A 23,663-nucleotide genomic window follows, 5' to 3' on the forward strand; every position below is an offset into this window, starting at 1 on the left:
TTTCTAGTTATATTTAATTATGTAAAGGGTTTTTATTTTCATCTAACGTAAACCCTTCACCAACTACATCATGTACATCACTTACAGCGACAAAAGCATGAGGATCTACAGAAGTAATGATATTCTTTAATTTCACGATTTCATTTTTAGCAACAACGCAATACAATACATTACGTTCCACTTTTGTATACGATCCAACAGCTTTTAAAAAGGTTGCTCCGCGCTCCATTTCAGATAAAATTTTGGCAGCAATTTCATCGTTTTTCTCTGAGATAATAGTCGCTCCTTTGGCAGCATAAGCTCCTTCTTGCATAAAATCAATGACTTTAGCACCGATAAAAACAGCAACTAGCGTATACATGCCCTCACGGTATGATAAATAGGTAAGAATAGAGACGACGATAACGACAGCATCAAACATAAACATTGTTTTCCCCATACTCCAGCCAACATATTTGTGCGCTAGTCGTGCGATAATATCTACACCGCCAGTAGTCCCGCCATATTTAAATATTATTCCAAGGCCGATACCGATAAATGCCCCGGCGAATAAAGCTGCGAGTGTCATATCATTTTGCAAGTTTAAATGTAAGTTGAGTACTTCGTAACGCTGGAAAATCCATAGAAATAAAGATACGCTAAAGGTTCCAATTAATGTATATAAAAATGTCGTTCTGCCAAGTAACCTCCAGCCAATAAAAAATATAGGGATATTTAAAATTAAGTTTGAGTAGGAAGGATCAAACTTAAATAAAAAATACAATAATAGTGTAATACCAGTAAACCCACCCTCTGCAAGGTGGTTTTCAATATTGATATTGACAATACCGAAAGAAAATATAGCGGAACCAATTAAAATAAAAATAATATTTCGCATCTTCAATTTTGATGTCATATAGAAATCCCCCTAATTATGTAATGATTGCATTGCTCCGCTGAAACGGTAAAACATAATAATAAGTAATTTCTAGTTGCTAGTGAAAATAGTAAGAACCTGATTGATGTGGGCTGATTTTTTGTGAAAAGTGCAAAAGAAAGTTTCACTTTATCCCGCTCTAAAGGCTGATAGGAGATGAAGCAAAGAAGAGGGGCAAACCAGCCGTAGGAACCCGATTGGTGTGGGCTGATCTTTTGCAAAAATCGCAAAAGAAGTTTCACTTTACCCCGTACCAACGGCTGGTAGGAGATAAACCTCTGAAGAAAGGCAAACCAGCCGTAGGAACCCGATTAGTTCAACTAATCTTTTGCAAAAAAATTACAAAAGAAGTTTCACTTTATTATAGTCTATCCAAAAATGGGTCGCAAATAGGTGTTTGGCGGGGAATAATATTTGTCAAATCGCGATGAATTGGCTAACATGAAAGAGGAAGGATTAGAGGTGAATAGTATGGAAGCAAAAACGATGAAAGATATGCAGAAAGAAGTAGATGCATATATTGGTCAGTTTAAAGAAGGTTATTTCAGTCCGCTTGCAATGATGGCTCGTTTAACGGAAGAAATGGGAGAGCTTGCAAGAGAGGTAAATCATTATTATGGTGAGAAACCGAAGAAAACAACTGAAAAAGAAAGAAGTATTGAAGAAGAGCTTGGAGATGTATTATTTGTTATGATTTGTATGGCAAATAGTTTAAATATTGATTTAGAGACAGCACATAACATTGTAATGAATAAATTTAATACACGTGATAAAGATCGCTGGACACGTATTGATGAGGGAGAGAAAGAATAATGAAAGAAATTAAAGTAATTATCGCCGGACCAAGAGGACGTATGGGACATGAAGCAGTCCTTCTTATGGAAAGAACGGAACATTTTAATTTAGTAGCAGCAGTGGATTATAAGCATGGTGGTGAGAAGATTTCTGATTTACCTGGCATGCCAGCATTACATGCGCCGATTTACGCTGATTTACATACTTGTTTAGATGAAGTAGAAGCAGATGTGTTGTTAGATTTAACAACACCAGAAGTGGGGAAACAACACGTTACACTTGCAGTTGAGCGTGGACTTCGTTCGGTTATTGGTACAACTGGATTTACAGAAGAAGAATTGACACGTTTAACAGAGAATGCAAAAGAAAAAGCAGTAGGAACAATTATTGCTCCAAACTTTGCAATTGGTGCAGTTCTTATGATGAAATTCTCACAAATGGCAGCGAAATATTTCCAAGATGTTGAGGTAATTGAATTACATCATGATCAAAAATTAGACGCACCATCTGGTACAGCTGTAAAAACGGTAGAGTTAATTCGCCAAAATCGTGAATCAAAGCAGCAAGGTCATCCAAATGAAGTAGAGCAACTAGCAGGTGCACGAGGTGCAAATGTAGACGGTATTCACATTCATAGTGTACGTTTGCCAGGGCTTATTGCACACCAAGAAGTAATGTTTGGTGGAGATGGACAAATGTTAACAGTTCGTCATGATTCATTCAATCGTGCATCATTTATGTCAGGTGTAAAACTATCAATTGAGACAGTAATGAACCTTGATCATCTTGTGTACGGTTTAGAAAATATTATCGACTAAAGGGGAGACAACGGATGAAAATTGCCTTAATCGCACATGACAAAAAGAAAAATGATATGGTTTCGTTTGCATACGCATATAAACCAATTTTTGAACAACATGAATTATTTGCAACAGGAACGACAGGGCTTCGCATTATGGAAGCGACTGGATTAGTTGTAACAAGATATCAATCTGGCCCTCTTGGTGGAGATCAAGAAATTGGTGCAATGATTGCAAAGAACGATTTAGATATGGTGATTTTCTTCCGCGATCCATTAACAGCACAGCCGCATGAACCGGATGTGAATGCATTACTTCGTTTATGTGATGTATATGCGATTCCACTTGCAACGAATATGGCAAGTGCTGAAATGTTAATGCACGCATTAGAGCGAGGAGATTTAGATTATCGTAAGTTAAGAAAATGAGGGGAACAATTATGAGTGGATTACATATATTAGCGTTTGGTGCTCATGCCGATGATGTTGAAATCGGCATGGCTGGTACCATCGCTAAATATACAAAGCAAGGGTATGAAGTAGGTATTTGTGATTTAACAGAAGCTGATCTTTCTTCAAATGGAACGATAGAGTTGAGAAAAGAAGAAGCGAAGGTCGCAGCTCGTATAATGGGAGTAAAAACGAGGCTGAATTTAGCGATGCCAGACCGTGGTTTGTATATGAAAGAAGAGTATATACGTGAAATTGTCAAGGTGATCCGTACATATAAACCAAAACTAGTTTTTGCGCCGTACTATGAAGATCGCCATCCAGATCATGCAAATTGTGCAAAGCTTGTGGAAGAGGCTATTTTTTCAGCAGGAATCCGTAAATATATGCCGGAACTTTCACCACATCGTGTGGAGTCTTTTTATAATTATATGATTAATGGTTTTCATAAACCGAATTTTTGTATAGATATAAGTGAGTACCTCTCTATAAAGGTGGAAGCATTAGAAGCGTATGAAAGTCAGTTTTCAACAGGGAGTGATGGTGTTAAGACACCGTTAACAGAAGGTTACGTTGAAACTGTGATTGCTCGTGAGAAGATGTTTGGAAAAGAAGTTGGAGTCTTGTATGCCGAGGGATTTATGAGTAAGAAACCGGTTTTATTACATGCTGATTTATTAGGGGGATGTAAATGAAATTAAAAATAGGTATTACATGTTATCCTTCTGTAGGTGGTTCTGGAGTTGTTGGAACAGAATTAGGAAAGCAATTGGCGGAACGTGGGCATGAAATTCACTTTATTACATCGGGTTTACCATTCCGGTTAAATAAAGTATATCCAAACATTTATTTTCATGAAGTGACGGTAAATCAATACTCTGTATTTCAATATCCACCATACGATTTAGCGTTAGCAAGTAAAATGGCCGAGGTTGCACAAAGAGAAAACTTAGACATTTTACATGTGCATTACGCAATACCACATGCAATTTGTGCATATTTAGCAAAACAAATGATCGGAGAGCGTATTAAAATTGTTACAACCTTACATGGAACAGATATTACTGTGTTAGGTTCCGACCCTTCGTTAAATAATTTAATTCGTTTTGGTATTGAGCAATCGGATGTTGTTACTGCTGTCTCGCATTCATTAATTAACGAAACACATGAGCTTGTAAAACCAAGTAAAGAAATTCAAACGGTATATAACTTTATAGACGAACGTGTATATTTCAAGCGTAATATGTCTCAATTAAAGAAAGAATATGGTATAAGTGAGAGTGAAAAAGTACTTATTCATATTTCGAATTTCCGTAAAGTGAAACGTGTGCAGGATGTTGTTCAGGCATTTGCTAAAATTGTTAAAGAAGTAGATGCGAAGTTGCTTCTTGTTGGAGACGGACCAGAATTCTGTACGATTTTACAGATAGTGAAGAATTTACATATTGAAGATCGCGTTTTATTCCTAGGGAAGCAAGATAATGTTGCAGAACTACTTGCGATGAGTGATTTAATGTTGCTTCTATCAGAGAAGGAAAGTTTTGGTCTTGTTTTATTAGAAGCAATGGCGTGTGGTGTACCTTGTATCGGAACACGGGTTGGAGGTATTCCAGAGGTTATTCAACACGGGGAAACAGGATATTTATGTGAAGTTGGCGATACAACAGGAGTGGCAAATCAAGCTATTCAGCTATTAAAGGACGAGGAACTTCACCGTAATATGGGAGAACGAGCAAGAGAAAGTGTTTATGAGCAATTTCGCTCAGAAAAAATTGTTTCACAATATGAAACGATTTACTATGACGTACTAAGGGATGACAAAAATGGAAAGATTTAAAAAAGCTAGTTCTATTATTGAGACATTAAAGCAACAAGGACATGAGGCTTACTTTGTTGGTGGGAGCGTACGAGATCTTATTATCGATAGGCCGATTGGAGATATTGATATTGCGACATCTGCTCTACCAGAAGAAGTGATGGCTATATTCCCAAGAAATGTTCCTGTTGGTCTTGAGCATGGAACTGTAATTGTTGTAGAAAATGGTGAGCCCTATGAGGTAACTACTTTTCGAACAGAAAGCGAATATGAAGATTTTCGAAGACCTAGTAGTGTTCAATTTGTTCGTTCATTAGAAGAGGATTTAAAACGTCGTGATTTCACGATGAATGCAATTGCTATGACAGAAGAAGGCAAAATGGTCGATTTATTTGCTGGACAGGAAGCCATTCAACAGAGAGAAATTGTGACAGTTGGAAATGCTGCGGATCGTTTTCAAGAAGATGCCCTGCGAATGATGCGTGGTATTCGGTTTGTAAGCACGTTAGGTTTTTCATTAGAAATGAAAACGAAGCAAGCGATTGAAACGTATGGGCATTTGCTAGAACATATAGCAATTGAGCGTATTACAGTAGAGTTTGAGAAACTGTTAACTGGTACATATTGTGTGAAAGGTCTCAAAGAATTAGTAGAGACGAAGCTATTTTCTCATTTGCCATATTTACAAATGTCAGAAGAGAGACTGTTAAAAGCTACGCAGTATAAATGGGATTCTTTCGAAACGGATATTGAGGCGTGGGCATTTTTCTTATATTGTATCGGAGAAGAACATCCATCTGTCTTTTTACGTCAATGGAAGTTTTCGAATAAAAAAATAAAAGATATTGTTGCAGTTTTATTGACAATCCGTACTAGAAAGGAGAAGGATTGGGATACAGTCCTTCTTTATAAAACGGGAATTCATATCGCTGAAATGGCAGAGAGAGTATATGAAGCGATGATTGAACGCTATGACCCTACATCTGTTGAACGAGTACAATCAATGTTTCATGCATTGCCAATCCAGGAGCGTCAAGAAATGAATGTGACTGGTAATGATTTATTAAACTGGGCAAACAAAAAGCCTGGTCCGTGGGTTGCTGAGATGCTTCAGAAAATCGAAGAAGCAATCGTACAAGGAAACGTAGTTAATGAGAAAGAGCGTATAAGGGAGTGGCTACAAGGATGCAATCTACTATAAGAAAGCAGTTATTGCAAGTTTTTTCTGAAGCGGATGGCGAGTTTGTATCCGGCCAAACAATTAGTGATAAACTTGGTTGTTCAAGAACTGCTGTGTGGAAACATATGGAGGATCTGCGGAGTGAGGGATATGAACTTGAAGCTGTGCGTCGATTAGGTTACCGAATTGCAAGTAAGCCAGACAAAGTGACCGCTAATGAAATTCAGTTAGGGCTACAAACGAAGCGGATTGGTAGAACAGTGTATTTTGAAGAAACCGTTGAATCAACGCAGCACATTGCAGCAAAACTTGCTTATGAAGGTGCAGAAGAAGGAACAGTCGTTGTAGCAGAAGAACAAACAGCGGGAAGAGGTCGTTTAAGCAGAAAATGGCATTCACCAAAAGGAACAGGGATTTGGATGAGTATTATTTTACGCCCATCAATCCCAGTTCATCATGCACCGCAACTTACTTTGTTAGCGGCCGTTAGTGTTGCACAGGCAATTGAAAAATGCACGGGTGTAAACGTAGGAATAAAATGGCCAAATGATATTTTAATTCAAGGTAAAAAGGCTGTAGGTATATTAACAGAAATGCAAGCGGATCCTGATAAAATTAATGCTGTCATTATGGGCATCGGTATTAATGCGAATCAAAAGCAAGAACATTTTGATGAAGAAATTCAGCACATTGCTACTTCATTAGCGATTGAATCAGGTAAGCCGATTGTTCGTGCAGAACTTATGCAACAAATCTATTTACAACTAGAAAAATTATATGAAGAGTATTTACAAAATGGTTTCTCTGTCATTAAAATTCTTTGGGAAAGTTACGCTGTGAGCATCGGGAAAGAAATTACCGCTCGAACGATGAGAGAGACAATTACGGGGTTAGCAAAAGGAATCACAGAGGATGGTGTATTACTTCTGGAGGATCATGAGGGGAAAGTACATCATATTCATTCTGCAGATATTGAAATTAAGTAAAAGAAGTTCCTCTTTTGGAACTTCTTTTTATTTCAATAGTTTTGAGTTGAATTTGTAACATGATAATAAATTTTTTTCATATTTAAAGTTCATTTCAAAATATCTTCCGCCTAATTGGCAGGGCATGTTATTTGACGATTACTTTGCCTGCCATTCCTTTAAGAAGATGGTATCGACATATTAATTCATATGTACCAGTATTTTTAGGTTTCACGGTAATATTCTTTTCTTTTCCTGACTCGATTACGACGTCAATGCCGAGTTTTTTCACTGTAAAGGTGTGCTCGTTTTTACCTTTATTTTTCAATAGTAATGTTGTTGATCCTGCAAGCGGAATCGTGATAACATTTGGATTAAAGTAATCATCATTTAGTTCAACCTCAATCACTTTCGTTAAATCGGTGGGGGGTGTTACGACAGTAACTGAGGCAAATACATGGGAGGATCCTAAAGACATCCACCATACAATCATTACAAGCAAACTGCTGAATCGAAATAACCACCTGTTCATAGACATCTGCAATTCTCCTTTGTTAAGTACTTTCCTCAATTAACCTGCATCATTAGTTTAAGAGTTATACTATACAGTTAAATGGATTACAGAAAAAATTAACTTGGACTTTTTTAGCATGCGTTGAAAAAACATGTATCTTTTCAGGATAGAATTCTCCATAAAAACTGTATAGCATATATACTCTCGCGTTAAATTTCATATACCGTAATAAGAATAAAAAATTATTTTTTCAAAAAAATGTAGTAATTCCTTTTTGTAGTTTGCTATAATTAGTTCGAATGTGGGCAGTATCAGAGCGAACTGCACCATGATTCGAAGTCATACGAAAAATAATAACTTGGATTCTGCCTTGATCCAATAACGGACTGGGACAGAGGGATGAATAATGCCGACTAACACACAACCCTTCTGCCCTTTTATGGTCAGAGGGGTTTTTTATATGATTTCGGCCATCTCCTCTCTCCTGCATAAAGGAGGAGTAGTTTTTGAAAACAAAAACAGATTTTTTGAAGATGAAAGAGCAAGGTGAGCCGATTACAATGCTAACGGCGTATGATTATCCATCTGCTAAATTAGCAGAAGAAGCTGAAGTTGATATGATTCTAGTTGGAGATTCTCTTGGAATGGTTGTACTCGGATACGATTCAACAGTACCTGTAACAGTAGAGGATATGATTCATCATACGAAAGCTGTACGCCGTGGAGCGAAAGAGACGTTTATTGTAACTGATATGCCATTTATGTCGTATCACGTATCATTACAAGAAACGATGGTGAATGCACGTCGCATCGTTCAAGAGAGCGGGGCACACGCACTGAAGGTAGAAGGTGCTGGAGAAGTTATATCGACGATTCAATATTTGACGAACGCAGGAATTCCTGTTGTAGCGCATTTAGGTTTAACCCCTCAATCGGTAGGAGTGTTGGGTGGATATAAAGTGCAAGGAAAAGATGCGGAGAGTGCAAAAAAATTAATAGAAGATGCAAAGAAATGTGAAGAAGCTGGTGCAATAGCGCTTGTGTTAGAATGTGTACCAATGCAGTTAGCAGAACTTATTTCAGAGCAACTAACAATACCAACAATTGGGATTGGTGCAGGACAAAAAGTAGATGGACAAGTGCTTGTTTATCATGATCTTATCTCATACGGCGTAAATCGTGTTCCGAAATTTGTGAAGCAATATACGTCTGTTCAAGAGGAGATTGTGCGTGGGATTTCACAATATGTTACTGAAGTAAAGACAAGGCAATTTCCTGAAGAAAAACATTCGTTCACAATGAAAGAGGAAGAATGCTTAGCGTTATACGGAGGAAAACAATAATGAAAATCGTAACTACAGTGCAAGAGATGCAGCAAATTACAAGCGAACTTCGTGCAAGTGGAAAGAGTATTGGTTTTGTTCCAACAATGGGTTATTTACATGAAGGCCACGCTACTTTATTACGTAAGGCAAGAGAAGAAAATAAAATTGTAGTTTTAAGTGTATTTGTAAACCCGCTACAATTCGGCCCAAATGAAGATTTAGATCGATATCCTCGTGATATTGATAGAGATGAAAATGTAGCAAAAGAAAACGGTGTAGATTATTTATTTTATCCGAGTGTAGAAGAAATGTATCCAGCAGAACAAACAACAACAGTAGAAGTTGTGAAGCGCACGGACGTATTATGCGGTCAACAAAGACCTGGTCATTTCGCTGGTGTTGCAACTGTACTGATGAAACTATTTAATATTACGGTGCCAACGCGTGCTTATTTCGGTATGAAAGATGCTCAACAAGTTGCAGTAATTGAAGGATTTGTAACTGATTTCAATATTCCAGTTACAATCGTACCAGTTGATATTGTAAGGGAAGAAGATGGTTTAGCGAAAAGTTCTCGTAACGTGTACCTATCACAAGATGAACGTGAAGAAGCTCTTCATTTATACCGCAGCCTATGTATAGCGAAAGAAAGAATTGAGGCAGGTGAACGTAATCCGGAAATCATTACAAATCTTGTGAAAGATTATATTGAGACGCATACGAAAGGCACTGTAGATTATGCGGATTTATATGCATATCCGTCATTAACAATGGTAGAGAAAGTCGAAGGAAGAATCATTTTAGCTATTGCAGTTAAGTTTGAAAATGTAAGATTAATTGACAATATAACATTAACGGTTAAATAAGGGGGAGCATCTATGTTTCGCACAATGATGAGAGCAAAGTTACATCGTGCAACTGTAACGGAGGCAAATTTAAATTATGTAGGTAGTATTACAATTGATGAAGACTTAATGGATGCAGTAAATATTGTAGAAAACGAAAAAGTCCAAATTGTAAATAATAATAATGGTGCTCGCTTAGAGACATACGTTATTAAAGGGGAACGCGGTAGTGGTGTTGTTTGTTTAAACGGTGCTGCGGCAAGACTTGTACAACCAGGGGACAAAGTAATTATTATTTGTTATGGGCTAGTTACGGAAGAAGAGATTCATACACAAGAACCAAAAATTGCAGTACTAGACGATAATAATCAAATTATTGAAATGTTAGGTGCTGAAAAAGCGGGTACGATATTATAAGTAGAAAAGCTATCTCCATTGCGGAGATAGCTTTTTTGTGCATCTTTTCATTAAGATGAGATAAAACGTGGTATAGTAACATTATATAAATTATTGTTGTTTGAAAGGTAAGAAATTGAGGTGTTACATATATGAGTAAGCGTTATGTCGTTGTTGATTTAGAGACGACAGGGAACTCCTGGAAAGATGGGAAGGATAAAATTACCCAAATTGCAGCTGTTGTAGTAGAAGATGGAGAGATATTGGAGATTTTTTCGTCTTTTGTTAATCCAAAGAGAGAGATCCCACCATTTATTACAGAATTAACAGGGATTGATGAAAGTCTTGTAAAACAAGCCCCGTTATTTCAAGATGTAGCCCCGATGATTGTTGAGCTATTACAAGGTGCGGCTTTCGTTGCGCATAATGTTCACTTTGATTGGAATTTTTTAAATGAAGAATTAAGGCAAGTTGGATATACAGAAATACATTGTCCGAAAATCGACACGGTTGAATTGGCTCAAATTCTTTTGCCGACAGCCGATAGTTATAAATTACGTGATTTAGCTAAGAAGCATGAACTAGAGCACGATCAACCACATCGTGCGGATAGTGATGCTCTTGCAACAGCGGAATTATTTTTACAATTTTTAAATGAAATTGAAAAGTTACCACTTGTCACGTTGCAATCGCTTTATGAATTAAGTGATGTGTTCCAAAGCGATATAGCTGATGTGCTTTCTGAAAATATTTTAAAGAAAGTAATGCACGGTAAAGAAGATATAGCGGAGTATGAAATACATCGAAATATTGCGCTGAAAAAGCGGAACTATTCCTTAAACCTTGGAGAAACGTGTTCATCAAAGTTTGATGCTTTCTTGAATAAAACGATGGATAAATTGGAATCACATATGCCAAAGTTTGAAAGAAGAGAAAGTCAACAACTGATGATGAAAGAGATATATACGGCGTTAAGAGATTCTCGTTTTTCACTAATTGAAGCCGGTACAGGAACAGGAAAGACTCTCGCTTATTTGCTTCCTAGTCTTTATTTTGCAAAGAGAAAAGAAGAACCTGTCATTATAAGTACACAAACGGTACAACTCCAACAACAAATATTAGAAAAAGAAATTCCGTTATTACAAAAAATAATGCCATTTTCATTTGAGGCAGCTCTTCTAAAAGGAAGAAAGCATTATTTATGCTTACATAAATTTGAGTATGCTTTGCAAGAGGAAGAAAAAAATTATGATATGGCACTTACAAAGGCGAAGATTTTAGTTTGGCTATTGCAAACTGAAACAGGTGATCGAGACGAATTAAATATTCCTGAGGGCGGAAAGTTACTTTGGAATCGTATTTGTAGCGATGCGTATAGTCCAGGCGGTATGCAAAGTAATTGGTTTAGTCGTTGTTTTTACCAGCGAGCGAAGAATAAAGCTTTATTTGCAGATATCGTTATTACAAATCATGCGTTATTATTTCAAGATTTTTCAAGTGAAGAACCGTTGTTTGCTTCATGCGAACATATTATTTTTGATGAAGCTCACCATATTGAAGAAGCCGCGAGTAGAACATTGGGTGAACAGTTCTCTTGTATGTATTTTCAATTGGTTATATCTCGTCTTGGGACACTAGAAACAGAAGATGTACTCTCCAAAGTATATAAAATGATGAAAAAATCAGAGCAAGCATCTCGTTCAACTTTCCGTATGATAAGTTATAGTTTGAAGGAACTTAAGTTTGATGCGGATGAACTCTTCCAAATGTTACGTACTTTTATATTTAAACAAACAAAGCAAGAGCAAGGAACGAATAATATGCCGCTCATCTATAGGTATAACGCAGAACTAGAAAAAGGTAAGTTGTGGGATAGTATCGTCGAATTAACAAATCGTTTTATATATGAATTAAGAAGGGTAGTAACTGCTCTTGAGAAGCAAGTGGATATATTGCAAAGTAAGTTAGAATGGGAGATGCATGTTGTAACAGGTGAATTTATGCATTTAATTGAGTTGCTGAGAAAGATGGCAGAATCATTACAGTTACTCGTATTAGAAAAGAATTCGTATGTAACTTGGATGGAGACTGAAACGAAAGGGACGATTCATTCAACAGTTCTATATGCACAGCCTGTTCATATTGGTGAAAGATTTGCTGATGAATTTTTAACAGAAAAAAAGAGTGTTATTTTTACATCCGCAACACTAACAGTTAACGATACGTTTGATTATATAAAAGAGGAACTTGGTTTACATGATTTCGCTCCAAATACTTTAAAGGTTCCGTCGCCATTTCGTTATGATGAACAGATGAAATTAATGGTGTCAACGGATGTACCTTTTATTAAGCAAGTAAGTAATGAGCGATATATTGAATCTATATCGGAACATATTGCAAAGATAGCGAAAGCCACAAAAGGCAGAATGCTCGTTTTATTCACTTCGTATGAAATGTTAAAAGAAGCGTATGCGAATTTAAAAAATAATGATGAATTAGAGGGTTATTTATTACTCACCCAAAGTGTGAATAATAGAAGTCGAAGCCGCTTAATTCGAAAGTTTCAAGAGTTCGACAAATCAATTTTATTAGGGACGAGCAGTTTCTGGGAAGGAATAGATATTCCTGGAGATGCCTTAAGTTGTCTTGTTATAGTCCGTCTACCATTTACACCTCCTCATCAGCCGATGATGGAAGCGAAAGGTGAGTGGCTAAAAAATCAAGGTGAAGATGTATTCGCTAAATTAGCGCTCCCACAAGCAATATTACGTTTCAAACAAGGATTCGGCCGCTTAATTCGAACGAATACAGATACAGGAACGGTAGTAGTGTTAGATCGTCGTTTGACGAGTTCTTCCTATGGAAAACGATTTCTACAATCGATTCCTAACGTACCTCTTTATGAAGGACCATTAGAAGAATTGTTAGTACAATTAGAAGAACCATCAAATGAATAAAAATGGAAGAAAAATACGCCTGAAGTACTTATAAACTTCAGGCGTAAAAAATGTGGGTAGGAGGAATTTTATTTTTCTTACTTCTTGTATACAAAATGTGTTGGTTTTCGACTTGAAACCTTTTTTTGCTGTACATGTCCTGCTATAATAGATGGGTGATGAAGCAGGGGTTGTAAAGAATGTACTCTTATTGTAACCGCATTGCGTTCTTCTATAATTAGAAATTTTTGTGTAACGGAGGAGTTTTTTCATGGATAAGAAAATCGAAGTACTATCAACGACGCGTATTAAATATTCGTCGGATTTGTATAAAATTGTTGATAGTTTAAATCGTACGTTAAAAGAGCAGGACCTCATGTTCGGACTAGCATTAGACGAAAAAGATAAAGAAACAGCTGTATTTACGATTTACAGAACGTAGTGATACAATGAAAAAGTGGATCTTTGCAATCATTATTGTTATCGTTGCTAGCGGAATATATGGGGCGTATGTTTATAATAAAGCGATGGGAAAGAAAATTCCAAAAGAGTCGAAATTTGTAGAAATTGCTAAAGAAAAAGCAAAGCTTACAAAGGTGAAATCTGTTGATTATTACAACGGAAAATCTGCATATATAGTCGTGCAAGGTACAGATGAAAAGGGAGAACAACTTATCGTTTGGGTGCCTGAGAAAAAAGGGGATACTGTAGTAAGGAAAAAGAGCGAAGGTATTTCTGAAAAAGAGGCTATACAAAGAACAATAGAGCAAGTCGGCAATGAAAGTAAGGAATCAAAAAGTAAGCCGAAAGAGATTATGAAAGTGAAATTAGGCTTTGAAAATGATGTACCACTATGGGAAGTTACATATATTGATGATGACAATCGTTATAGTTATTACTATCTTGAATTTAAAGATGGAAAATTTTTAAGACGATATAGCATTGAAAAATAGATGTAGGGGGAACTACAAATGAAATTAGCAAAGCGAGTAGCTGCTTTAACACCGTCTTCAACTTTAGAAATTACAGCAAAGGCACAAGCATTAAAAGCAGAGGGTCATGATGTAATTGGATTAGGGGCAGGGGAACCTGACTTTAATACACCAGAGCATATTATGGATGCTGCACATAAAGCGATGTTAGAAGGGCATACGAAGTATACACCAACAGGTGGATTACAATCGTTAAAACAAGAAATTGTGAAGAAATTTACTCGCGATCAAGGTATTGCGTATGATCCATCTGAAATTATTGTATGTAATGGTGCAAAGCATGCATTATATACATTATTCCAAGTATTACTTGATGAGGGAGATGAAGTTATCATCCCAACTCCTTACTGGGTAAGCTATCCAGAGCAAGTAAAGCTTGCTGGCGGTAAGCCGGTTTATGTAGAAGGTTTAGAAGACAATGAGTACAAAATTACAGCAAAGCAGCTGCGTGAGGCAATTACAGAGAAAACGAAAGCAGTTATTATTAATTCACCGAGCAATCCAACAGGAATGATTTATAGCAAAGAAGAATTACAACAGCTTGGAGAAGTATGTTTAGAACATGATATTTTAATCGTTTCTGATGAAATTTATGAAAAATTAATTTATGGTGGCGTAGAATATACTTCAATTGCCCAGCTTTCTAATGCATTAAAAGAACAAACACTTATTATTAATGGTGTATCTAAATCTCATTCTATGACAGGATGGCGTATTGGATATGCTGCAGGAAATAAGCAGCTTATTAAAGCAATGACGAATTTAGCGAGTCATAGTACGTCAAACCCTACTTCAATCGCTCAATACGGCGCAATTGCGGCATATGCAGGCTCACAAGAACCTGTGGAAACAATGCGTCAAGCCTTTGAAGAGAGATTAAACATCATTTATGATAAATTAATTCAAATCCCTGGCTTTACTTGTATTAAACCGCAAGGTGCATTTTACTTATTCCCTAACGTAAAAGAAGCTGTAGCTTTATCAGGATATGCAACAGTTGATGATTGGGCAAAAGCTCTATTAGAAGAGGAAAAAGTGGCTCTTGTACCAGGTACAGGATTTGGTGCTCCAAATAATGTTCGTTTATCATATGCGACATCTCTTGAACAAGTAGAGAAAGCATTAGAGCGCATCCATACATTTATGAAAAGTAAAGTGCAAGCTTAATTTTATATTTCATTCATGTAATATAAAAAACCTCCCTATTAATGGGGAGGTTTTTTTGACGGATTGTGGCAAAAAGAAATAGCTAAAGGTGTGTTATACTAGAGAGCGAGGTGTTTGGTGATGAAAAAGAAAATGATGTTACAGTGGTTTGAGCAGGGAAGCATTGCAATTCCAAAATTGCTTATGATGCATTATAAAAAATTAGGTTTAAATGAGACGGAATTTATGGTCGTACTTCATGTACACACATTTTTAGAATCAGGTAATTCGTTTCCGACTCCATCAGAGATTTCTGAACGGATGACGATAACGGAAATGAAATGTATGGAAGTAATTCAAGCATTGATTCAAAAAGGGTTTTTATCACTAGAAGGTGGACAAAGATCAGAAGCGATGATGTGCGAAAGTTATTCTTTACAACCGTTATGGGAAAAAATATTACATTTCTTAATGGATGAATCAATAGAGGAAGAGCAAAAAGAAAAAAAACAGCTGCAAGTAAATTTATATACAGTATTTGAAAAAGAATTTGGAAGACCACTTTCGCCGTTCGAATGTGAAACGTTAGGAATGTGGGAGGACCAAGATCAACATCATCCAAATTTAATTCAAGCGGCTCTTAGAGAAGCTGTAATGAGTGGAAAACTAAATTTCCGATATATTGATCGTATTTTATTTGAGTGGAAAAAGAATGGAATTAAAACGGTAGATCAGGCTCAAAATCAAGGTCAAAAATTTAGAGCGAATCAACAAAGAGCACAACAAATGACAAAACAAGAGACGAAATTTACTGGAAAAGTGCCTTTTTATAATTGGTTGGAGCAGTAATATAGGAGGAAGTATATGTTAAATAAAACGCAAATTCGCTATTGTTTAGACACAATGGCGGATATGTATCCAGAAGCACATTGTGAATTAATTCATGAGAATCCTTTTGAATTAGTAATCGCGGTGGCACTATCTGCACAATGTACAGATGCACTTGTAAATAAAGTGACGAAAAATTTATTTCAAAAATATAAAACACCAGAAGATTATTTAAGTGTATCTTTGGAAGAGTTACAACAAGATATACGTTCTATTGGGTTGTATAGAAATAAAGCAAAAAACATTCAAAAATTGTGTCAGATGTTGCTGGATGATTACAATGGAAAAGTTCCAGAAGACCGTGACGAGTTGACGAAATTACCAGGAGTAGGGAGAAAAACAGCAAATGTAGTTGTTTCGGTAGCGTATGGCATCCCGGCAATTGCTGTTGATACGCATGTAGAAAGAGTGAGTAAACGGTTAGCGATTTGTAGATGGAAAGATTCGGTGTTAGAAGTAGAAAAAACATTAATGAAGAAAGTACCGATGGATGAGTGGGGAGTTACACATCATCGTATGATTTTCTTTGGACGTTATCACTGTAAAGCACAACGACCGCAATGTGAGGAGTGCAGACTGTTAGAAGTATGTCGTGAAGGAAAGAAGCGAATGAAGGTGAAATAAAGGATGGAGCGAGTTATAGAAATACCGAAAGAATTTCACTGTTTACCATTTTTTGAAGAAAGTGTAAATTTAATTAAGTATCATACAGACAATTCTTTTGAAGAGATAATACAAAATACTTACTTTATATTTGATATTGAAAGACAGTATGAGCCGTGGAAGGAAATTGAAAACAGCATTCCAGCGATGTTGAATGTATGGAAAAATAAGCATGAAGCCATTGCTATACTGTTTCGAAATAGAAATAAGCAAGAGGCTGAGGGACCAATGATTCTTTTTGCAGCTCACTTGTTATCGGTTGTCTATTGGCTAAATGAACAACCTGTTCATAGTTTGAATGAAATGCAAATAAATACGAATAAATTAAAAGTGCAACCTGTTAATTTTATGGAAAGATATTCATTCATTATAAAGAAACCGAGTAATTATCATTCTTATATTCAATTAGCGCAGTTGTATATCGAAATAGAAAAGCTGTATGTAAAGAAAATGATAACAAAAAAGAAGTCCGCTTCTCGTTAAGAGAAACGGACTTCTTTTTTTGTATATTAGGACTCTGTTGTAACAACAGCACCGTCTGCGTGAGGTGTATCTCCTCCGGTATTTTGGTGTTGCTGTTCTTGTTGTTTCTTAGCCTCTTCTTCAGCTTTTTTCTTGGCCTCTTCTTCAGCTTTCTTCTTAGCTTCTTCTTCAGCTTTTTTCTTAGCTTCTTCTTCAGCTTTCCTTCTAGCTTCCTCATCAGCTTTCTTTTGAGCTTCTTCTTGCTGTTTACGTTGTTGTTCTTGCTGTTGTTCTTGTTGTTTCTTAGCCTCTTCTTCAGCCTTTTTCTTAGCTTCGTCTTGTTTTACTTTATCTTCATTAGCCTTTTTCTGGGCTTCTTCATCAGCTTTTTTCTTAGCTTCTTCATCGGCCTTTTTCTTAGCCTCTTCTTCAGCTTTTTTCGCATCTGGAGTTCCGCCAGGCGCAGTGAAGGATGCACCAACTGCTGGGCTTGTTCCAGTGCCTTTTTTCGCTACTACAGAGAAGCTGTAAGTAACACCTGGTTTAATACCACCAAGAGTAGCTGTCGTACCACTTATTGATAGGCTACCACTTGAACCATCAGTTGCTTTATAGCTGGCTGCATATGCATCGACTTCTGCTGGTCCAGACCAGTTTAGTGTAACTGTGCTAGCGCCATCAAAAGTGACATTCAGACCACTAGGGGCATCTACTTTAATTTGTTTAATTGCATCTTTTTTCGCACCTTTTACGTATAATTCTCCGTTTATTTCTTGTACAGAAGAAGGACGTTCAAAGCGAGATTTATCTGTAGCGAATTTGCTCATCATTACTTGGAACATTTGCTGTGCAATTTTAGTATAACGATCACTAATGTAGTTTTCTGGACCATTCTTTACGTAACCAGTCCATACAGCCATCGTATATTGTGGTGTATATCCAGCGAACCAGCTATCCCTGTTTGCATCAGCTGGAATGCCGTATTTCTTTAAATCTTTTGCATCAAAGTTTTGCGTTCCAGTTTTACCCGCTACGTCAACACCTGAAACATATGCTGTTGGTCCTGTACCACCAGAACCAGGTTTTACTACGTCACGAAGAACGTCAGTTACCATGTAAGCTGTATAGTCTTGCATAGCGCGTTGTTCTTTCGGTTTAAAGCTTTTCTTTTTCCCGTCCGGGAAGGTTACTTCTTTTACGAAGTGTGGTTTATTATAGTTACCACTATTACCGAAGGTTGCATATGCACCTGCTACTGCTAATGGAGAACTATCGTTACTACCAATTGCAGTAGATTCATGTACTCCATTTTCAAATGTCATGCCTAAACCTTCAGCAAACTCTTTTGATTTATTAAGTCCAACTGTTTGAGCTGTCTTTAAAGCCGGGATGTTTAATGACTTCTTCAATGCTTCACGAAGTGAAACGTCACCTTTAAAACTCCCTGTAGCATTTTTAATCTTTGTGCCATCCGAATAAGTATATTCAGAGTCATTTAATTGATGGTAAGTAGACCATTGAAGATTCTCAATCGCTGGACCGTAGTCGAAAATTGGTTTCATTGTTGAACCAACTTGGCGTTTTAAATCAGTTGCCATATTATGACCTTTGAAAGTGGACTTATTTTCTTTACGTCCAGCACCAATTGCTCGAACTTCTCCAGATTGTGTATCCATAAATACGAATGATCCTTGGAATTGATCGTTTGGATACTTAATAAGATTACCATCCATAATTTTTTCAGCGTAATCTTGAGCATCTTGATCAAGTGTTGTATGAATCGTTAAACCATCTGAACCGATATTTACATCAGGATATTCTTTTTCAACTTCTTTTACAACCGCATCTAAAAATGCTTGATACTTCATCTCAGTTACTTCTGAAGACGGTTGAAGGCCCTCAGTTACTGGGATCTTAACGGCGTTATTCATTTCTTCTTTTGTTATATAACCATGTCGATTCATTAATGATAATACGACATTACGACGATTTGTTGCTCGTTCAACATTTTCCTTTTTTGTTGGATCATAAATGTTTGGACCTTGGGGTAAACCAGCGAGCATAGCAGCTTCATGTAATTGCAAGTCTTTTAAATCTTTACCATAATATTTTTGCGCTGCTGTCGCAATACCGTATGAACGGTTACCTAAATTAATCTTATTTAAGTACATTTCTAAAATCTCATGTTTAGAGTATTGTTGCTCTAATTTGTAAGATAAGTACCATTCTTGTACTTTTCTTTTAGCAGTTTTGTCCATCGTTAGAAAGTAGTTTTTAACGACTTGCTGTGTAATCGTACTACCACCTTGGGAACCGAAACCACCAGTGACATTTTCCATAACTGCTTTTGTAGTTCGTTTAAAATCAATTCCATTATGATCATAGAAACGCGAATCCTCAGTTGCAAGGAATGCATTTTCAACTACTTTTGGAATTTGATCATAAGTAACGTGTGTTCGTTTTTCAGCACCGTATTCATAGAAGAAATTCCCGTTTTTATCAAGAAACTTTGTTGATAAAGGATTAACAAGTTTGGCTTTGTCTAATTTTGGAGCATCCTTTACCATAACAAAGAAAGCGGAAACGCCGGCTACAAGACCAACGATACCAAGAAGTAGACAACCTATAAGAAATTTCTTGAAAAAGGAGCCTTTTTTCTTTGGTTTTTCTTCTTTATGTGTTTTTTTCTCTTGATTTTTCACATGATTTCGTTCTGTACGAGAACGATAATTATCTGACATTATACTTTCTCCTACCTTTCATTCTCTCCCCCAAAAGTCGAAAAAAGAGCCTTAGTGATGACTCTATCACGAAAAATAAACCATGTCTAGTACACGGATATAGTCAATCCGAGGGTGATAACCGCATGATAATAAGGATCCATGCTCTTCTATTTCTTCTTTCGTAATCGACTTGCGTCCACCAGTATTTTGACGATTCCAAAATGCAATAATATGTTTTGCATCTAGTAAATAAAATTCATCAAAAAGTGTAAATTTAATAATAACAAATGCAATTCCATTATGAGCAACCACTTGCTTCATATGTTCAATTTGATGAAGGTGGAAGTTTTGAAGTGGGAAACTAGTTTTATTTTTTGTTTCCTTTGCTTCAAAATCGATGTATTTCCCTTTGTATACACCGTTGTAATCTGTTGTAGAAGGTTGTTTAAAATACGCTTCTTTTACCACTGCAGCACTTCGAGCGGGGTAATCTACTTTTACAATTTGAAGAGGTGTAGGCTTTTTATGTACACATGCAATATTATGGGTTAAGTAATATTGATTTGTTTCATTCAATTCCTCTTCAAGGGACATACCTCTATTACTATAAGTATGTGTTTTTATAGGTGTTTTTTGAGGTTGTGAAGCTTGATTATACCTTTTTCCATTTGGGTAACGAATGGTCATAGTGTGTCCACCCCCAACTTGCTAAGAATTACTTACAAAGGTGATTATATCAAAAAATGAAAAAAGATGTGACCTTTTTGATGAAAGGTATGATGACTTATTTATGTTTACATGGAATGATTATATGAAAATGAAACAAAATCGAGAAAAAAATTTTTGTACAGAGGAAGAAAAAGCAATCATTCACAATATTAAAAAGAAAACAGAAATAGCTAATGTGGACAATATTTCTCGGACACAATCTTATCAAGAATATTATTTAAGAAATAGTGAAATCAGGTGGGCCTTTTTAGCGAGTATGGTTTCGAGAAATGCGGGCTGGAATATGACTGATTTAGAAGGGAGATATTATGCTACTGTTTTACCTAGAACGGTAAAAAAACATTTATTTATTCTGTACGAACAGGCTAATTGGATTATTTTTTTAGATGCATTTCCTCAGCTATTATTGTATGAGGAAAGTAAGAAGAGACGTGCACCTCTCTTTCATTTGTTGCAATATTTCAACGTATCAATTTTTATGGAAAAAGAATGGTTACTTTTCTGGGAAAGAAGAGATATGAATAGGCTTATGACAGCGCTTATTATAAATGAACAAAATAAAATTCAAAAACCAGTCATTGAGAACACATATTTTAAAAAACATGTATTCCATACTGCACTTTTTAAAGTACAAGAAAGACTTCATATTAGTGCAGTTATCTTCCCAACAATTGAAGGGAGAATGTATGGATTTTCGGTTTATCAATTTGAAACGTTACAACAGCGTATAGAACTAGGAAAAAAATTAGCATGGTTATTGTTTCATCCAATTTATAATGGTTCGTTTTATAAGTTTGCATTGCAAACTACACATACTGGGTCTAGAGAAGATTATGAAGTTTACGCAAAGGAAACTCGAAAGTCTTATACGCCAACACTTAGAGATATTTATCCTGTTATTTTACATGAAGAAATAAAAATGAGAGATTGGTTTTGTGCAAATATGAAAATGAATGTGCTATTTGTACCTGAAGAACCTAAAGGGGAAGTTAATATAACAGAATGGTATAGAAGAAAGAGAGAACAAATCTATAGGCTATCTATGGCAAATCGTTTTGCTAAAAGGATGGATGAGTTCATGATATAATAAAAAAGAAGTCCCGTCTTCCATTTTGAAGACGGGACTTCTTAATTTGAAACAATCCTGCTATGTGTGCTACAACTTTAATCTCAAAACGTAATGCTAGTAGGAGATTAAGGGTGACTTGAAATTTAACTGTTCGTAATAAAGTCTCGCTTTATGTAGCAGGGAAGTTTGGACCATCTAGCTTTGGATTGCCAGTCTCGGGTTTATTTTGTTGTTTGTTTTGGTTTTTCTTTTTTTCATTTTTGTTCTTTGCCATTGTAATACACCTCCTTTTTGTATTGTTACCATTTCTATAAATGACATACGAAATGATTTCTTTGACGAATAACAACTAGTTTTGTCATGTGGGCAGGAGTGGTGAATCATTCGGCGAAATTACATGACAAAGGAAAAGCAAAGAAGGAGGCGTTTTGTATATGGCGATGGTTCAGAAGGAAGATGTAATGAAAAAAATGGATCAAATGTTAAGTTCTCTCGATTTGCTGGAAATGAATATAGGGATTAGAATGAATCATGCATTAAAGGATGCGAGTGAAAAAATATGCAATAAGATAGAAATAACAGAAATGCATATTGAACATATGGAAAATAAATTAGTGCATCACGAAGAGAAAGGGAATTGGGTAAAGACATTTCAAAACGTCGTAGTGAGTGCATAATAAGGTGGGAAAGAAATGAAGAATGAAGCATTAATACAGTCTTCAGAAAAACTCATGCAGTATAATAATGAAGCGAATGTAAAAAAGAGAGAACTAACCGAATACGACTTTTATAAGGATATGAAACCGTTTGTAGATATGGTAGATGAGGAATTAAAGAAGTGGAAAGAATTAGCTTATAAGTGGATTAAAGAAGAAAAGCCAAAATATATACATGTACAGCAAATTGATCAAGTATATGATAATTTACAAACGAATGTGTTGCAATGCTTTGTAAATAAAGGTAAAGGTAAACGATTCTTTGAAACACACCAAGCCATTTCGTATACTTTGCAAAATATAGTTGAGCAATGTAAATAACAAGAGGGAGAGCCCTCTTGTTATTTTTATGCTTCTGTCATTGTTGTAGGTTTTGTTGCGCCGTTTATTTCTAATTCTTTTATTAATGTTCGATAATCTGATATGCATATTTTTCCTTCGAGATACCAATGTCTCGCAAAGTCTAATAATTCATTTGCATTCTCTGTGCAATACCCCTTTTTTTGAGAAAACGCTTGTTTTAAATCCCCTAATACCATGTTGATTCCTCCCCCATGAGAATCTTCTTCTTCATTATCATAGCATGGAAGGGTTTTCTTTTTTAATTTTTTAAAAATTTAAACTTCCGACAAAAATAGACAGATACTCCATCACACATATTATTTTATAGGTACATATTATATATGTAGAAACTTATGTGAAGGAGGAGAGAATGCATGTTTCAACAACCTAACTTATATCAGCAAACGAATCCATATGCACAGCAAAATATGTACCAATATAATACGGATACATATTTACGGTATAATATGTATCCTTTCGAGCCTTATTATGGAAATCAAAATTATTATCAACCGTTTGAAGTGTCCTTTATGAATCAAGCTCAACAACCACAACAGCAGCAACCTTATGTGAATCAAGCTCAACAACCACAACAGCAGCAGCAACCTTATGTGAATCAAGCTCAACAATCACAAGCTCAGCAACCATACATGAATCAACCACAGCAGCAGCCTTATATGAATTCGCAATATTATATGCCACCACCATCTCCGTATGCTAATCAACAAGCGATGTTTTATCCACCAAAACAACCGTACCCGACGCAGGGTAAGCAAAAGCAACAACAGCCAAGTCAGTTTTCTAGTTTTGTTTCTCAATTTAAAACATCAGATGGTAACTATGATGTAAATAAAATGATGAATACAGCTGGACAAATGATGAATGCGATGAATCAAGTGACAGGTATTGTAAAGCAAGTTGGAGGCTTTTTTGGTAAGTGATGTTGAAGAATTGTCTATAAAAACAATGTAAATGAAATAAAGGACTAGACAAATT

The 23,663-nt window shown here is 36.0% G+C and carries 27 protein-coding genes; 21 read left to right on the plus strand and 6 right to left on the minus strand.

Translation table 11 applies throughout. The annotated features are described in order from the left end of the window. Positions 1-13: 13 nt before the first annotated feature. Positions 14-895: a YitT family protein gene (locus GD442_RS07465; protein ID WP_000202121.1), complete on the minus strand. Its 882-nt coding sequence runs from the start codon at positions 893-895 to the stop codon at positions 14-16. Between the two features lie 492 nt (positions 896-1,387). Here GD442_RS07465 and GD442_RS07470 point away from each other — a divergent pair, with 492 nt between their 5' ends. Genes GD442_RS07470 through GD442_RS07500 form a run of 7 tightly spaced genes read left to right on the plus strand, consistent with a single transcriptional unit; the run spans position 1,388 to position 6,942 of the window. Next, positions 1,388-1,729, plus strand: a complete 342-nt coding sequence (locus GD442_RS07470) for a nucleotide pyrophosphohydrolase (protein WP_002108639.1) — start codon at positions 1,388-1,390, stop codon at positions 1,727-1,729. Further along, positions 1,729-2,529, plus strand: a complete 801-nt coding sequence (gene dapB / locus GD442_RS07475; protein ID WP_000658813.1) for a dihydrodipicolinate reductase — start codon at positions 1,729-1,731, stop codon at positions 2,527-2,529. The genes GD442_RS07470 and dapB overlap by 1 nt, the downstream gene beginning before the upstream one ends. A gap of 14 nt (positions 2,530-2,543) precedes the next feature. Further along, positions 2,544-2,939, plus strand: coding sequence for a methylglyoxal synthase (mgsA, locus tag GD442_RS07480; RefSeq protein WP_000684765.1), 396 nt, complete (start codon positions 2,544-2,546; stop codon positions 2,937-2,939). An 11-nt stretch (positions 2,940-2,950) separates the two neighbouring features. After that, positions 2,951-3,655: a bacillithiol biosynthesis deacetylase BshB1 gene (gene bshB1, locus GD442_RS07485; protein WP_000015673.1), complete on the plus strand. Its 705-nt coding sequence runs from the start codon at positions 2,951-2,953 to the stop codon at positions 3,653-3,655. Next, positions 3,652-4,797: an N-acetyl-alpha-D-glucosaminyl L-malate synthase BshA gene (gene bshA, locus GD442_RS07490; protein ID WP_000768305.1), complete on the plus strand. Its 1,146-nt coding sequence runs from the start codon at positions 3,652-3,654 to the stop codon at positions 4,795-4,797. The genes bshB1 and bshA overlap by 4 nt, the downstream gene beginning before the upstream one ends. Continuing rightward, a complete protein-coding gene (locus tag GD442_RS07495; RefSeq protein WP_000439321.1) occupies positions 4,784-5,977 on the plus strand; it encodes a CCA tRNA nucleotidyltransferase in 1,194 nt (397 codons plus the stop codon). Before bshA ends, GD442_RS07495 begins: the two co-directional genes overlap by 14 nt. Continuing rightward, the gene (locus GD442_RS07500; protein ID WP_001192063.1) at positions 5,962-6,942 is read left to right on the plus strand and encodes a biotin--[acetyl-CoA-carboxylase] ligase; all 981 of its coding nucleotides are present in this window, start codon (positions 5,962-5,964) and stop codon (positions 6,940-6,942) included. Before GD442_RS07495 ends, GD442_RS07500 begins: the two co-directional genes overlap by 16 nt. A 127-nt stretch (positions 6,943-7,069) precedes the next feature. On the opposite strand, the gene GD442_RS07505 is transcribed toward GD442_RS07500, so the two are convergent. Continuing rightward, complete coding sequence (locus GD442_RS07505; protein ID WP_000062387.1) at positions 7,070-7,459, minus strand: cupredoxin domain-containing protein; 390 nt, start codon at positions 7,457-7,459, stop codon at positions 7,070-7,072. A gap of 482 nt (positions 7,460-7,941) precedes the next feature. On the opposite strand from GD442_RS07505, the gene panB reads away from it, so the two are divergent. The 10 genes from panB to GD442_RS07555 all read left to right on the plus strand — a co-directional run bounded on the left by panB (position 7,942) and on the right by GD442_RS07555 (position 17,109). Further along, positions 7,942-8,778: a 3-methyl-2-oxobutanoate hydroxymethyltransferase gene (panB, locus tag GD442_RS07510; protein ID WP_000851108.1), complete on the plus strand. Its 837-nt coding sequence runs from the start codon at positions 7,942-7,944 to the stop codon at positions 8,776-8,778. Then, complete coding sequence (gene panC / locus GD442_RS07515) at positions 8,778-9,626, plus strand: pantoate--beta-alanine ligase (protein WP_000707029.1); 849 nt, start codon at positions 8,778-8,780, stop codon at positions 9,624-9,626. The genes panB and panC overlap by 1 nt, the downstream gene beginning before the upstream one ends. Positions 9,627-9,638: 12 nt before the next feature. Further along, positions 9,639-10,022, plus strand: coding sequence for an aspartate 1-decarboxylase (gene panD, locus GD442_RS07520; protein WP_000490184.1), 384 nt, complete (start codon positions 9,639-9,641; stop codon positions 10,020-10,022). Positions 10,023-10,153: 131 nt separating this feature from the next. Then, complete coding sequence (gene dinG / locus GD442_RS07525) at positions 10,154-12,958, plus strand: ATP-dependent DNA helicase DinG (RefSeq protein WP_000044970.1); 2,805 nt, start codon at positions 10,154-10,156, stop codon at positions 12,956-12,958. Positions 12,959-13,208: 250 nt separating this feature from the next. Next, positions 13,209-13,379: a YpmA family protein gene (locus GD442_RS07530; protein WP_000358352.1), complete on the plus strand. Its 171-nt coding sequence runs from the start codon at positions 13,209-13,211 to the stop codon at positions 13,377-13,379. A 7-nt stretch (positions 13,380-13,386) separates the two neighbouring features. Beyond that, positions 13,387-13,890 (plus strand): cell wall elongation regulator TseB-like domain-containing protein, encoded by a 504-nt coding sequence (locus GD442_RS07535; protein ID WP_000758739.1) that lies wholly within the window; start codon positions 13,387-13,389, stop codon positions 13,888-13,890. Positions 13,891-13,908: 18 nt separating this feature from the next. Next, positions 13,909-15,096, plus strand: coding sequence for an aspartate transaminase AspB (gene aspB / locus GD442_RS07540; RefSeq protein ID WP_000761571.1), 1,188 nt, complete (start codon positions 13,909-13,911; stop codon positions 15,094-15,096). Positions 15,097-15,216: 120 nt separating this feature from the next. Continuing rightward, positions 15,217-15,924: a DNA replication protein DnaD gene (dnaD, locus tag GD442_RS07545; protein WP_000728542.1), complete on the plus strand. Its 708-nt coding sequence runs from the start codon at positions 15,217-15,219 to the stop codon at positions 15,922-15,924. 15 nt (positions 15,925-15,939) lie between these two features. Then, the gene (nth, locus tag GD442_RS07550; protein ID WP_000933030.1) at positions 15,940-16,587 is read left to right on the plus strand and encodes an endonuclease III; all 648 of its coding nucleotides are present in this window, start codon (positions 15,940-15,942) and stop codon (positions 16,585-16,587) included. Between the two features lie 3 nt (positions 16,588-16,590). Beyond that, on the plus strand, positions 16,591-17,109 hold the full coding sequence (locus GD442_RS07555) for a YpoC family protein (protein ID WP_000442646.1): 519 nt from the start codon (positions 16,591-16,593) through the stop codon (positions 17,107-17,109). A 26-nt stretch (positions 17,110-17,135) separates the two neighbouring features. Here the strand turns inward: GD442_RS07555 and GD442_RS07560 are convergent, their stop codons facing one another. Beyond that, the gene (locus GD442_RS07560; protein WP_001283092.1) at positions 17,136-19,829 is read right to left on the minus strand and encodes a PBP1A family penicillin-binding protein; all 2,694 of its coding nucleotides are present in this window, start codon (positions 19,827-19,829) and stop codon (positions 17,136-17,138) included. Between the two features lie 66 nt (positions 19,830-19,895). Next, on the minus strand, positions 19,896-20,498 hold the full coding sequence (recU, locus tag GD442_RS07565) for a Holliday junction resolvase RecU (protein ID WP_000155598.1): 603 nt from the start codon (positions 20,496-20,498) through the stop codon (positions 19,896-19,898). Between the two features lie 103 nt (positions 20,499-20,601). Between recU and GD442_RS07570 the strand changes: the two genes are divergently transcribed. Further along, on the plus strand, positions 20,602-21,627 hold the full coding sequence (locus tag GD442_RS07570; RefSeq protein ID WP_000495659.1) for a DUF2515 domain-containing protein: 1,026 nt from the start codon (positions 20,602-20,604) through the stop codon (positions 21,625-21,627). Positions 21,628-21,778: 151 nt separating this feature from the next. On the opposite strand, the gene GD442_RS28360 is transcribed toward GD442_RS07570, so the two are convergent. Beyond that, positions 21,779-21,958, minus strand: coding sequence for a hypothetical protein (locus GD442_RS28360; protein WP_001987054.1), 180 nt, complete (start codon positions 21,956-21,958; stop codon positions 21,779-21,781). An 85-nt stretch (positions 21,959-22,043) separates the two neighbouring features. Between GD442_RS28360 and GD442_RS07575 the strand changes: the two genes are divergently transcribed. Next, on the plus strand, positions 22,044-22,286 hold the full coding sequence (locus tag GD442_RS07575; protein WP_001252036.1) for a hypothetical protein: 243 nt from the start codon (positions 22,044-22,046) through the stop codon (positions 22,284-22,286). Positions 22,287-22,301: 15 nt separating this feature from the next. After that, entirely contained in the window at positions 22,302-22,646 is a 345-nt protein-coding gene (locus GD442_RS07580; protein WP_000786939.1) for a YppE family protein, read from the plus strand. Between the two features lie 26 nt (positions 22,647-22,672). On the opposite strand, the gene GD442_RS07585 is transcribed toward GD442_RS07580, so the two are convergent. Next, positions 22,673-22,864 (minus strand): YppF family protein, encoded by a 192-nt coding sequence (locus GD442_RS07585; protein ID WP_000242652.1) that lies wholly within the window; start codon positions 22,862-22,864, stop codon positions 22,673-22,675. 177 nt (positions 22,865-23,041) lie between these two features. Between GD442_RS07585 and GD442_RS07590 the strand changes: the two genes are divergently transcribed. Further along, positions 23,042-23,608 (plus strand): YppG family protein, encoded by a 567-nt coding sequence (locus tag GD442_RS07590; protein ID WP_000487608.1) that lies wholly within the window; start codon positions 23,042-23,044, stop codon positions 23,606-23,608. The last annotated feature ends 55 nt before the right edge of the window (positions 23,609-23,663 follow it).

The sequence above is a fragment of the Bacillus sp. A260 genome (genome assembly GCF_009861435.1).
Classification (GTDB): domain Bacteria; phylum Bacillota; class Bacilli; order Bacillales; family Bacillaceae_G; genus Bacillus_A; species Bacillus_A cereus.

Coding starts and splice junctions, on each gene's coding strand:
- GD442_RS07465 (WP_000202121.1), bottom strand. CDS start 895: ATGACATCAAAATTGAAGATGCGAAATATTATTTTTATTTTAATTGGT.
- GD442_RS07470 (WP_002108639.1), top strand. CDS start 1,388: ATGGAAGCAAAAACGATGAAAGATATGCAGAAAGAAGTAGATGCATAT.
- dapB (WP_000658813.1), top strand. CDS start 1,729: ATGAAAGAAATTAAAGTAATTATCGCCGGACCAAGAGGACGTATGGGA.
- mgsA (WP_000684765.1), top strand. CDS start 2,544: ATGAAAATTGCCTTAATCGCACATGACAAAAAGAAAAATGATATGGTT.
- bshB1 (WP_000015673.1), top strand. CDS start 2,951: ATGAGTGGATTACATATATTAGCGTTTGGTGCTCATGCCGATGATGTT.
- bshA (WP_000768305.1), top strand. CDS start 3,652: ATGAAATTAAAAATAGGTATTACATGTTATCCTTCTGTAGGTGGTTCT.
- GD442_RS07495 (WP_000439321.1), top strand. CDS start 4,784: ATGGAAAGATTTAAAAAAGCTAGTTCTATTATTGAGACATTAAAGCAA.
- GD442_RS07500 (WP_001192063.1), top strand. CDS start 5,962: ATGCAATCTACTATAAGAAAGCAGTTATTGCAAGTTTTTTCTGAAGCG.
- GD442_RS07505 (WP_000062387.1), bottom strand. CDS start 7,459: ATGTCTATGAACAGGTGGTTATTTCGATTCAGCAGTTTGCTTGTAATG.
- panC (WP_000707029.1), top strand. CDS start 8,778: ATGAAAATCGTAACTACAGTGCAAGAGATGCAGCAAATTACAAGCGAA.
- panD (WP_000490184.1), top strand. CDS start 9,639: ATGTTTCGCACAATGATGAGAGCAAAGTTACATCGTGCAACTGTAACG.
- dinG (WP_000044970.1), top strand. CDS start 10,154: ATGAGTAAGCGTTATGTCGTTGTTGATTTAGAGACGACAGGGAACTCC.
- GD442_RS07530 (WP_000358352.1), top strand. CDS start 13,209: ATGGATAAGAAAATCGAAGTACTATCAACGACGCGTATTAAATATTCG.
- GD442_RS07535 (WP_000758739.1), top strand. CDS start 13,387: ATGAAAAAGTGGATCTTTGCAATCATTATTGTTATCGTTGCTAGCGGA.
- aspB (WP_000761571.1), top strand. CDS start 13,909: ATGAAATTAGCAAAGCGAGTAGCTGCTTTAACACCGTCTTCAACTTTA.
- dnaD (WP_000728542.1), top strand. CDS start 15,217: ATGAAAAAGAAAATGATGTTACAGTGGTTTGAGCAGGGAAGCATTGCA.
- nth (WP_000933030.1), top strand. CDS start 15,940: ATGTTAAATAAAACGCAAATTCGCTATTGTTTAGACACAATGGCGGAT.
- GD442_RS07555 (WP_000442646.1), top strand. CDS start 16,591: ATGGAGCGAGTTATAGAAATACCGAAAGAATTTCACTGTTTACCATTT.
- GD442_RS07560 (WP_001283092.1), bottom strand. CDS start 19,829: ATGTCAGATAATTATCGTTCTCGTACAGAACGAAATCATGTGAAAAAT.
- recU (WP_000155598.1), bottom strand. CDS start 20,498: ATGACCATTCGTTACCCAAATGGAAAAAGGTATAATCAAGCTTCACAA.
- GD442_RS07570 (WP_000495659.1), top strand. CDS start 20,602: ATGTTTACATGGAATGATTATATGAAAATGAAACAAAATCGAGAAAAA.
- GD442_RS07575 (WP_001252036.1), top strand. CDS start 22,044: ATGGCGATGGTTCAGAAGGAAGATGTAATGAAAAAAATGGATCAAATG.
- GD442_RS07580 (WP_000786939.1), top strand. CDS start 22,302: ATGAAGAATGAAGCATTAATACAGTCTTCAGAAAAACTCATGCAGTAT.
- GD442_RS07585 (WP_000242652.1), bottom strand. CDS start 22,864: ATGGTATTAGGGGATTTAAAACAAGCGTTTTCTCAAAAAAAGGGGTAT.
- GD442_RS07590 (WP_000487608.1), top strand. CDS start 23,042: ATGTTTCAACAACCTAACTTATATCAGCAAACGAATCCATATGCACAG.